General features: G+C 43.2%; 9 protein-coding genes and 1 tRNA gene. 6 read left to right on the top strand and 4 right to left on the bottom strand.

The genetic code is table 11. The features are described 5' to 3' along the window. Nucleotides 1-393 precede the first annotated feature (393 nt). Nucleotides 394-3,060 carry a DNA topoisomerase (ATP-hydrolyzing) subunit B gene (gene gyrB / locus O9324_RS00520; protein ID WP_288139202.1) on the top strand — a complete coding sequence of 889 codons (2,667 nt, stop codon included), beginning with the start codon at nucleotides 394-396 and terminating at the stop codon, nucleotides 3,058-3,060. A 196-nt stretch (nucleotides 3,061-3,256) separates the two neighbouring features. Here the strand turns inward: gyrB and O9324_RS00515 are convergent, their stop codons facing one another. Together O9324_RS00515 and O9324_RS00510 are read right to left on the bottom strand one after the other, a co-directional pair. Next, the gene (locus O9324_RS00515; RefSeq protein WP_288139201.1) at nucleotides 3,257-3,454 is read right to left on the bottom strand and encodes a hypothetical protein; all 198 of its coding nucleotides are present in this window, start codon (nucleotides 3,452-3,454) and stop codon (nucleotides 3,257-3,259) included. 63 nt (nucleotides 3,455-3,517) lie between these two features. Next, complete coding sequence (locus O9324_RS00510; RefSeq protein WP_002770015.1) at nucleotides 3,518-4,732, bottom strand: aminotransferase class V-fold PLP-dependent enzyme; 1,215 nt, start codon at nucleotides 4,730-4,732, stop codon at nucleotides 3,518-3,520. 337 nt (nucleotides 4,733-5,069) lie between these two features. Between O9324_RS00510 and O9324_RS00505 the strand changes: the two genes are divergently transcribed. After that, nucleotides 5,070-6,503, top strand: a complete 1,434-nt coding sequence (locus O9324_RS00505; RefSeq protein ID WP_287630687.1) for a TM0106 family RecB-like putative nuclease — start codon at nucleotides 5,070-5,072, stop codon at nucleotides 6,501-6,503. A gap of 102 nt (nucleotides 6,504-6,605) precedes the next feature. Next, nucleotides 6,606-6,848, top strand: coding sequence for a hypothetical protein (locus O9324_RS27075; RefSeq protein ID WP_002760483.1), 243 nt, complete (start codon nucleotides 6,606-6,608; stop codon nucleotides 6,846-6,848). A gap of 10 nt (nucleotides 6,849-6,858) precedes the next feature. Here O9324_RS27075 and O9324_RS00500 read toward each other — a convergent pair whose 3' ends face one another. Continuing rightward, nucleotides 6,859-7,239, bottom strand: coding sequence for a hypothetical protein (locus O9324_RS00500; protein ID WP_002770018.1), 381 nt, complete (start codon nucleotides 7,237-7,239; stop codon nucleotides 6,859-6,861). Between the two features lie 239 nt (nucleotides 7,240-7,478). On the opposite strand from O9324_RS00500, the gene mtnB reads away from it, so the two are divergent. Continuing rightward, nucleotides 7,479-8,096 (top strand): methylthioribulose 1-phosphate dehydratase, encoded by a 618-nt coding sequence (gene mtnB / locus O9324_RS00495; protein ID WP_288139200.1) that lies wholly within the window; start codon nucleotides 7,479-7,481, stop codon nucleotides 8,094-8,096. Between the two features lie 48 nt (nucleotides 8,097-8,144). Here the strand turns inward: mtnB and O9324_RS00490 are convergent. After that, nucleotides 8,145-8,215, bottom strand: a tRNA-Cys gene (locus O9324_RS00490). 134 nt (nucleotides 8,216-8,349) lie between these two features. On the opposite strand from O9324_RS00490, the gene O9324_RS00485 reads away from it, so the two are divergent. Then, complete coding sequence (locus O9324_RS00485; protein WP_288139199.1) at nucleotides 8,350-8,685, top strand: hypothetical protein; 336 nt, start codon at nucleotides 8,350-8,352, stop codon at nucleotides 8,683-8,685. 415 nt (nucleotides 8,686-9,100) lie between these two features. After that, a complete protein-coding gene (locus tag O9324_RS00480; protein WP_288139198.1) occupies nucleotides 9,101-10,045 on the top strand; it encodes a restriction endonuclease in 945 nt (314 codons plus the stop codon). Nucleotides 10,046-10,136 lie beyond the last annotated feature (91 nt).

Raw genomic sequence — 10,136 nt, 5'->3', positions numbered from 1 at the left:
TAAATTAAAAATAGATTTTAGGTTCGATCCCCCCTTAGTCCTAGGGTTGATTCATAGTAGGGTTGATTCATGAATCAACCCTACCCTTAGTCCCCCCTTGATAAGGGTGGTGTCTGATAATTTTTAACGCCTACCTACTTAGGAGATGGCTTTTATTTATTCTTCCCCCGCAACGCGCACGAAGTGGTCTCCCCATCTCCCCACTTCCCCACCTGCCCCCCCGATGTCGGGGGGGTTGGGGGGGTCACACCCCACACCCCACACCCCAACCCCAACAAAAAATTCTCCCTAAAGGCATTTAAGCAGTCTTTAACCCTTATGTGCTAAAATTTTTGAAGATTTTGCTATTCATTTAGGTTCAATCAGGGATCACAGCCTTTTTAGGGAAATTTTATGACAAGTAACTACGGCGCGGAACAGATACAAGTTCTCGAAGGGTTAGAACCAGTCAGGAAGCGGCCGGGGATGTATATCGGTACGACCGGGCCGCGGGGACTACATCATTTAGTCTATGAAGTGGTGGACAACTCGATCGATGAGGCCCTAGCGGGTTACTGTACTCATATCGAAGTGGATATCAAGGCCGATGGTTCCGTCAGCGTCACCGACGATGGCCGGGGTATTCCCACCGATGTCCACCCCACCACGGGTAAATCTGCCCTCGAAACCGTTCTCACTATACTTCATGCTGGCGGTAAATTTGGCAGTGGTGGCTATAAAGTGTCGGGAGGGTTACACGGAGTCGGGATTTCCGTCGTTAATGCTCTTTCCGCATGGGTCGATGTGACAGTCTGGCGCGATCATAAAGTACATATCCAACGCTACGAAAGAGGTATCCCCGTCACAGAATTGGTCAGCAGTCCCAGTCAAGAGGAAAAAACGGGAACTAGGGTTAATTTCCTGCCAGACACCGAAATTTTTAGCCAAGGCATCGAATTTGATTACAGTACCCTCTCCGGACGTTTACGAGAACTAGCCTACTTAAATGCGGGTGTTAAAATCACCTTTAGCGATTACCGTCCCGAAGAACCCCACATCGAAACCTATTGTTATGAGGGGGGTATTAAAGAATACGTCGCCTATATGTGTCGGGAAAAAGAAACCCTGCACAAAGATATTATCTATGTATCGGGGGAAAAGAACGGAATTAATATCGAAGTGGCGTTTCAGTGGTGTATAGATGCCTATAGCGACAATATACTCGGTTTTGCTAATAATATCCGCACCATTGACGGGGGAACTCATCTAGAAGGATTAAAAGCAGTCCTGACTCGTACTTTAAATAATGTTGCTCGTAAACGCAATAAAATTAAAGAAAACGAGCCTAATCTAGCGGGGGAAAACGTCCGTGAGGGTTTAACCGCCGTTATTTCCGTAAAAGTTCCCGAACCGGAATTTGAGGGACAAACCAAGACCAAATTGGGTAACACTGAAGTCCGGGGTATTGTTGATTCCCTGGTGGGGGAAACTCTCAACGAATACCTAGAACAAAATCCCCAAGTGGCCGACACGATTATCGAAAAAGCAGTACAAGCGTACAAGGCGGCGGAAGCAGCCCGACGGGCCCGGGACTTAGTACGACGGAAATCGGTTCTGGAATCCTCACCTTTACCGGGTAAATTGGCTGATTGTAGCGAAAGAGACCCAGAAAAGTCAGAAATTTACATCGTTGAAGGTGACAGCGCCGGTGGTTGTTTTCATGGTGATACAGAAATCGCCCTTGTCGATGGACGCAACCTCAGTTTTAAACAGCTAGTGACCGAACAAGCCCAAGGAAAGGAACATTTTTGTTATACCATTCGTGACAATGGCACGATCGGGGTTGAACGAGTTATTAATGCCCGCATCACCAAAAAAGACGCAGAAGTAATTAAAATTACTCTCGATCATGGTGAAGCGATTATTTGTACTCCTGACCATCTTTTCCTGTTAAGAGATGGTAGCTATAAACCTGCTGCGGCTTTAACTCCAGAAGATGCTTTAATGCCTTTGTATCGGAAATTGTCCGCTCTTCATGACCCCGGAATCACCATTAACGGTTATGAAATGGTCTGGAATCCCGCTTCCGATTCTTGGTTGTTCACTCATGCGATCGCTGATTGGTATAATCGTTGGCAGGGAATTAACACGATCAAGAAAACTTACTATCAAAAAACCCTAGCGACCTTAAAACAAATTGAGATCGATCGAGGTTATATTGATTTGGAAGCTTATCAAAAATATCGGCTTCAGACGCGGGATAAATCAATATTGCGATTTGATTCTTTCTGCGATCGCTACTTTGATGGTGATAAAAATAAAGCCTTAGAAGCGGTGTCTAATTACAATCATCGAGTTGTGGCGATCAAGCGATTAGAAACAAGATTCGATGTCTATGATATCGAGGTTCCTCATACCCATAACTTTGCCCTTGCTTCCGGCGTTTTCGTCCATAATAGTGCCAAACAGGGGAGAGATCGTCGTTTTCAAGCGATTCTACCTCTGCGGGGAAAAATCCTCAATATCGAAAAAACCGATGATGCCAAAATCTACAAAAATACGGAAATTCAATCCTTGATTACGGCCCTCGGTTTAGGAATTAAAGGAGAAGATTTCGATCCCTCACAATTGCGCTATCATCGCATTGTTTTAATGACTGATGCTGATGTGGATGGCGCACACATCCGAACTTTGTTGTTAACTTTCTTCTATCGTTATCAGAAGAATTTAATTGACCAAGGTTATGTATATATCGCCTGTCCTCCTCTCTATAAATTGGAACGCGGTAAAAATCATTCCTACTGCTATAGCGATCGAGAATTACAGCAAAAGATAGCGGAATTTCCCTCTAATGCTAACTACACAATCCAACGTTTTAAAGGGTTAGGGGAAATGATGCCCCAACAACTTTGGGATACTACCATGAATCCTGAAACTCGCACTTTAAAACGGGTGGAAATCGAAGACGCAGCCAAAGCTGAGGAATTATTTACGATTCTTATGGGCGATCGAGTTGCCCCCCGGCGAGAATTTATCGAAACCCACGGACCGCGTTTAAATCTTACGGATTTGGACATTTAAACAGAAACTTGGGGCTGTGTTAGTCTAAGCTAATACAGCCCGATCATATCCCTAAATCCAGTTACTAAGTAGGGGGTCACAATTATTTGTAGGATGGGTTAGCGGTAGCGTAACATGGTCGGGCGTTGGGTTTCATGCTTCAACCCAACCTACGTTCATCTTATATTTAATTCCACCTACCTACTTAATCGGGGGGTTAGGGATTCAAGGAAACTGGGGTGCATTCCACGACTTCATCGAAAAAATCAGCTGGTAGCGGGGGATTATCGGGGTCTTCTAGGGCGTTTTTGGCAATTTCCGCCTCACTCATCCCTTTAACTTTCTCCCAGTCCGTTTTGCCTTTCAACTTCGCCCACTGTTCGCGGGTGACTCTGGTAATAGGTTCTTCGTTCACGGTTATTAGCCCTCCTAGCACTAATTATTCGACGAACCGAGCCACGCCATGTATAATCCGATTTTAAACTAACTTTTGGATAGCTGCTACTAACTGCTCGATTTCTGAGGGCAAAGTGAAATAATGAACACAGGCACGCACGCAGAGGGGGTCGAGGAGAGTTCGCAGTAAAAACCCTTGTTTTTCTAGCTGTTGCACTAAATTTTGTGGGGTGATGGCCGAGTCAATTTGAAAGGAAACTAAACCAGATTCCGGTGGAGAATTTTTTAAACATTTCACCCCCTTAATCGTCTTTAATTCTTCCCAGAGATAAGCCGCTAATTGACAGATTTTTTCGTATCTTTGTCCCCCATCACCCCAGGCGTTATGTACCGCAATAGTTGCCCTTAAACCCTCAAATTGAGGATAGGCAGAAGTGGCCACTTCAAAGCGTCTAGCGTCTGGTTTCCAACCGATAGGCTGTCCTTGCTTATCTGTTTCAATACCGCGCCAACCGATAAAAGTGGGCTGTAAACTAGGGAAAATTTCGGGACGAATATACAATCCCCCCACACCGGCCGGTCCACACCACCATTTATGACCCGTAAAAGCATAACAATCGGCGGCAGTAGCGCTTAAATCTAAGGGCAAACAACCCACGGATTGGGCAGCATCCACCACCACTAAAACGGGTTGTTCGGTGACAGAATTATCATGACAAAGCTGCGAGATTTCCTTGAGGGGTAAAACCTGTCCAGTATTCCACAGAACGTGACTAACCACCAAAACCCTAGTTTTTGGACGTAAATGAGCGGAAATGACTTCTATGGGGTTGCCGTCGTTTAAAGTTTCCCGAATAGGACAAGTGGAGATTTCCAGATGATAACGACGGGCAATTTCCCGAACTGTGGCCATAATTCCGGGGTGTTCACAATCGGTTAGTAAAATATGTTCCCCCGCTTGCCAATCAACTCCCCAGAGGGCGATATTACAGCCCACAGTGACATCCTCGGTGATAGAGAGAGTGCTGGGGCTAATTCCCAACTCCTGAGCCATTTCTTGCCTGAGAAGTTCCGTTTTTCTGGTAATCCAATCGTTTACCTGTCCTGAAAAAGGCCCCTTTTGTTGGAGAAAATTATGGGCATCGATAATCGCTTCTAATCCGGCCTTGGGCAAGGTTCCCTGACCACCGAAATTAAAATAAACTTTATTGCTAAGTCCCCGAAATTCCTGTCTTTGTTCGGCTAAATCCGGTTTACTAGGGGCGCAATCGAGGCTATTTTCGTCTAAATTCTGCATAAGCGAGGAGATGGGGGGTCAGTTATCAGTTATCAGTTATCAGTTATCAGTTATCAGTTATCAGTTATCAGTTATCAGTTATCAGTTATCAGTTATCAGTTATCAGTTAGAAGGTGTTGGGTTTTGGGGTTTTAGGGTTTTAGTTGAATTCCCCATTTCCCCATTTCCCCACTTCCTGACGACCGACTCGGAGAATTCTATCGACGGATTAAGTCGCAATTGTCACAATAGTATTAGAGTAGAGGAAACATACTTGGGAATGTTTTCTTTTTTTAAGTTTATTATTTTCTACTTTACCTCACAGGTCCAGGAAAGCTTAACTTTTCTCCTTGATAGAATGCTACTGACCGATGATCTACTTCTAGACTACCAACGTTGTCAACGCCGTGGGTTTTTAAATCTCTACGGCAATAGCCAAGAAAAAGACCCTGAGCGAGATTTTTTGCTTAAATTGCGCCAGGAGAGTCAAATTCACGTTAACAAAGTCCTGCAAGACTCCTATCCCGATTATTGTTCCCTGACTACTCCCAGCACGGATATTTTAGCCGCCGCTAGGGAAACGGAAGCTTTGATGGGTCAGGGGGTATCCTGTATTTATCACGGAGTCCTTTTACAATCTGGCTATCCCGTCTCTTTAACCGGTTCCCCGCATTTATTAATTAAACAGCCAGGAAAGTCGAAATTTGGCGATTGGATTTATTATCCCCTCAATATTCAACTCGGTCGCCGTCCTAAGCCTGAATATAAGCTGCTGGCTACTTTTTACGCCTATTTATTGGCTGGTATGCAGGGAGTTTTTCCCAATTACGCAGAAATTGTCCTACGTCGTCATAATCGCTATCGGGTGGAATTGAATCTCTGGTTAACTAAACTAGAGGAAATAATCAAAAAGTTCGGCGAAATGGTGATTAATCACCAAGAACCAGAAGTTTTTATCTCGCGTCAGCGTTGCAGTTTATGTCATTGGTATAGTCACTGTTATGGTATCGCCCAAGCGAGTCAACATCTTTCTTTAGTCCCGGGGGTAACTCCCAGTCGTTACCAATTTTTACAGTCTTTGGGGGTTTCCACCATGGAATCCCTAGCGCTTACCTGTCCTACCCGTATGGGGGAGGGGATGGGGTTAGAGGTGGCTAATCAGTTACAATTACAGGCCCAAGCAATTATTGAAAATCGGGCCTTTCGCAAAAGCAACGGCAAAACTGCTTATTTGTCTCCCCTACCGAGGGCCGAGATTGAATTTTATTTTGACATCGAAGCGGAACCAGAACAGAATTTAGATTATCTTTTGGGGATTTTACGGGTTGATTATCGAGTTAATACCCAGCAATTTTATCCGTTTTTGGCGGAAAAGCCAGAAGATGAAGGCAGGATATGGCAGGAATTTTTAACCTTAGTCATGCAGGATTATCAAGCACCAATTTTTCACTTTTCTGAGTACGAAGTGGAAACAATTAAGCGATTAGGTTATCTTTATAAAACTCCTTCTTCTTTGATTAATCAGTTAGTTTCTCGCTGTTTTGATCTGCACTATCAGGTAGTTAACTCGGTAACTTTTCCCGTGGAAAGTTATTCTTTAAAATCCCTCGCTAACTGGATTGGCTTTCAATGGCGCGATCGAGGAGTAAGCGGGGATCAATGCGTTTGGTGGTATGACCAGTGGTTAAAAACAGGAGATCGGACTTTATTGGCGGCTATTTTGCGTTACAATGAGGATGATTGTCGCGCCACCTTTAGACTAAAAGATTGGCTCGTAAACTTTTTAATTTGATTCTAAAGATTTATGACAAATAGGGGGGAATGTAGCCGCTGCTACCCGTAGCCGTCAAGGGAAAATGATAAGCTATGGGTGTGAAGACAGTCCCCTCACCCAATGGTGATCCCCATGTTCTCCCCACTTTTTCCGCTTCTACTCCTACTGCTTTCCTTCCTTAGTCTTCTTTGGTATCAAAAGACCGATAATGATATTTTTAAAGCTCTTGCCGTTAGTAGTTTGATTTTTGCAATTATTTGGGGCTTAATTCTCGTTCATTGGTCAATTCACCTGCTGGGACTGCTGTTATTGTTAAAATTCAGAACCCCCGCTTTCAGCTTGGTGCGCGTGCCTAGATGGTGATGGTTTGACCCTAATCTTCCAACTGTCCGGTAGGCACTTCGATCGCTTGTACATCGATCGTACCGGGAGGGGTGAGAGTAATAAACTTACCCCCTGCCACTTTTAACGGTTCACCACAGTTAGGACATTGACATTCCGTGCGATTAAAACCCGTAAATTCGTAGCTGCAGACGGGACAGCTATCTTCAACTAAATTGCGTCGTAACCACCAGCGAAAAATACCCCAAGCAATCACAGGGGAAATTATTAGGAATGCCACGAGAATTAAAAAACCATTGACTAACCAACCCAGTCCGATCGAGCCTAACAACAATCCGACTAAAATCAAAGATAAGAAACAACCCAAACCAGAATCATTGACAGAATAGCTGCGGAAAAAGTTGTTATTCACGGCTCAACCCTCGATTCATCAAAGCTGCAATTATCTTTAACCTAACACACTCCCAACACATTGCCACGGTTAAATCTTCTTTTTTACTCACCAGTTCCTCGCTCTCTTCTGCTTTGGGTTTAGTTTTGATCGAGATTATCCGGACTGACATCCTCACCAAATCTGCTGGCGAGTGGGTCGTCTGCTCGCTTCAACTTGTTATAATAGGTCGATACCTATCCACCATATCTCTAAAAACCATGAGCGATCCTCGTCTGTCTCTAGTGGCAGCTGCCCGAAGATTTTATCAACTGGGTTGGATGCTTGGCACGGCGGGTAATTTATCCGCTAAAGTTGATGATCATAGTTTTTGGATTACTGCCAGTGGCAAAAGTAAAGGTAAACTAACAGAAGAGGATTTTGTGCGGGTGGATCTGACCGGGAAAGTCAGGGAATTAGCTCATCCGAATAATCGTCCTTCGGCAGAAACTAGCATTCATCAGGTGATTTATTGTCTCTTTCCCCAAGCACAAGCTTGTTATCATGTTCACTCGGTAGAAGCGAATTTAGTTTCCCGTTTTGCTCGTGAGGATAAGTTATCGTTACCTCCCTTAGAAATGTTGAAAGGTTTAGGTATTTGGGTAGAAAATCCTCAAGTATTTATGCCAGTTTTTACCAACTATCTCGATGTGCCGAAAATTGCCGCAGAAATAGAAAGTAGATTGTCAGCTTTCCCCCCAGAAATTCCCGCTTTACTGATTTCTTACCATGGCGTGACAGTTTGGGGTGAGTCTCTAGAAACTACCGAGAATTATTTAGAGATAGTCGAGTATATTTTTCGTTATCTAGTGGCAGCCTATCAGGTAAAACCTTGCTAAACCTTCATTTAGACAAGGCAATCAAGAAAAGATTGCCGACATTTTCCAAGGCGCCACCCAGATTCGAACTGGGGGTAAAGGTTTTGCAGACCTCTGCCTTACCACTTGGCGATGGCGCCGATCAGTCATTATTCATCTTAGCATAACAGATGACAGTTTGCCAAGAGTGGAACCCAAGAGTCAAGCGATCAATCTATGATCTATGAAACCCTTTTCTAATCTAGTGGGGGATTTTAGGCTTTAAAAAGCGATTATGATGAGAAATTCAAGATATTTACTAACTTTTATCGGTTTATTGGCTTTATCCTTGCCAGTACAGGCTAATAATACCGTTTACCTTAGCCAAAGTTCTAATACTGCCACGACTTTCGATAGTTATCGTCAAGAATGTTTACAAAGAGCGCGCGGGGAAGGATTAGCTGCTGATGTGGCAAAAGACCTATGCGACTGCACGATTAAAAAATTCCAAGCTCGTTACAATCTACAGCAATTCCGCGCCCTCGTGCAGAAGTCGAAAACCGATAAAGCTACCGCTAGAACTTTAGCGAGTGTGGGAGAAGCTTGTTTTGATGAGATTTTGTACGAATAGCAGGGATAGGGATTTTTTTAGCTATGACATTGACACTCCCTGCTACCCGCTCCGGCACTCATAGACAGTCTTAACGAGTAATTTAAATAGTCAACAGCTTATTTATGTCAACGCTCCCGATAGCACAAAAATCGCATTATTGGAGTATCAAGACGATTATCAATGGCGATAATTTCTGTCTCAAATTCTTTAGGAATGCCTCCCAATCATTAATAAGTTCATGTGTATTATACTAAATCCTGTTTTAAAAGTATAGGAGGGTAGGGAGTGGGGAATTAGGGAAGTAGGGAGTGGGTTTTTAAAGTTCGATTGGCAGTTAATCGCACTATTAAAAAACGATTTTGTATTATTATCTAAATTCTTGGAGATTGTTGCTGTATAATTGTGATGACTGCCCCCGCTTTTCATCTGAACTATGCCCATTCCCGATTTTCAATCGATTATGTTGCCCCTATTAACAATACTTGCAGATGGCAAAGTTTATAAATATCGAGAAATTATTGAAGCCTTGGTCAGAGAGTTTCAAGTCACGGAAGCAGAAAAAAAAGAAATGCTTCCCAGTGGACAACAAGAAATTTTTGCTAATCGAGTCGGTTGGGCAAAAACCTATTTAAAGAAAGCGGGATTAATTGACTCACCCCAAAGGGCAACTTTTGTAATTTCTGAGAAAGGAAAAGAAATATTATCTCAAAATCCTGCTCGAATCGATGCCAAATTTCTGAGACAGTTTCCCGAATTTCAAGAATTCAATCAAGTCAATAAGCAAAATGAAACTATTACTCTTGAAAGCAATTTATCAACTTCTGATCAAGAACAAAACCCCGAGGAATTACTAGAAAACTCCTATCAAGAAATTCGTCAAGCATTAGCGACAGACTTACTTTCTATTCTGCGAAAATTATCCCCAGATGCTTTTGAAAAATTAGTAGTAGAATTACTGGTAAAAATGGGTTATGGTGGCTCGATTAGAGATGCAGGTAAAGCGGTGGGTAAGAGCGGTGATCAAGGGATTGATGGAATAATAAAAGAAGATAGACTCGGTTTAGATATAATCTATATTCAAGCCAAAAGATGGGCTGATAATAATGCCGTTGGTCGTCCAGAAATCCAGAAATTTGTCGGGGCATTAGCGGGACAAGGAGCCAAAAAAGGTATTTTCATCACCACTTCCTATTTTACCCAAGAGGCTTTAGAATATGCCCCCAGAAATGAGATAAAAATAGTGCTGATTGACGGGGAAGAATTAGGTCAATTGATGATTGATTATAACTTAGGTGTATCGACCCAAAAAATCTATGAAATCAAGAGAATCGATCATGATTATTTTGGGGATGAGAACGTAGGTTGGGTTGAAGCATGAAACCCAACGCCCGCCTAGTTTACGCTACCGCTAACCCATCCTACAAATAATTGTGCCTCCCTACTTATAATTTAGGTGTATCGACCCAAAA

It is taken from the genome of Microcystis sp. LE19-84.1B, from assembly GCF_027531875.1.
Classification (GTDB): Bacteria; Cyanobacteriota; Cyanobacteriia; order Cyanobacteriales; family Microcystaceae; genus Microcystis; species Microcystis panniformis.
Note: the sequence above shows the minus strand (reverse complement) of the source record. Positions and strands in the feature narration are given on the sequence as shown.

Bases quoted from the DNA above. Each gene is read 5' to 3' on its own strand.
- O9324_RS00485 (WP_288139199.1), top strand. From the start codon at position 8,350: ATGATGAGAAATTCAAGATATTTACTAACTTTTATCGGTTTATTGGCT.
- O9324_RS27075 (WP_002760483.1), top strand. From the start codon at position 6,606: ATGGTGATCCCCATGTTCTCCCCACTTTTTCCGCTTCTACTCCTACTG.
- O9324_RS00480 (WP_288139198.1), top strand. From the start codon at position 9,101: ATGCCCATTCCCGATTTTCAATCGATTATGTTGCCCCTATTAACAATA.
- O9324_RS00505 (WP_287630687.1), top strand. From the start codon at position 5,070: ATGCTACTGACCGATGATCTACTTCTAGACTACCAACGTTGTCAACGC.
- gyrB (WP_288139202.1), top strand. From the start codon at position 394: ATGACAAGTAACTACGGCGCGGAACAGATACAAGTTCTCGAAGGGTTA.
- mtnB (WP_288139200.1), top strand. From the start codon at position 7,479: ATGAGCGATCCTCGTCTGTCTCTAGTGGCAGCTGCCCGAAGATTTTAT.
- O9324_RS00510 (WP_002770015.1), bottom strand. From the start codon at position 4,732: ATGCAGAATTTAGACGAAAATAGCCTCGATTGCGCCCCTAGTAAACCG.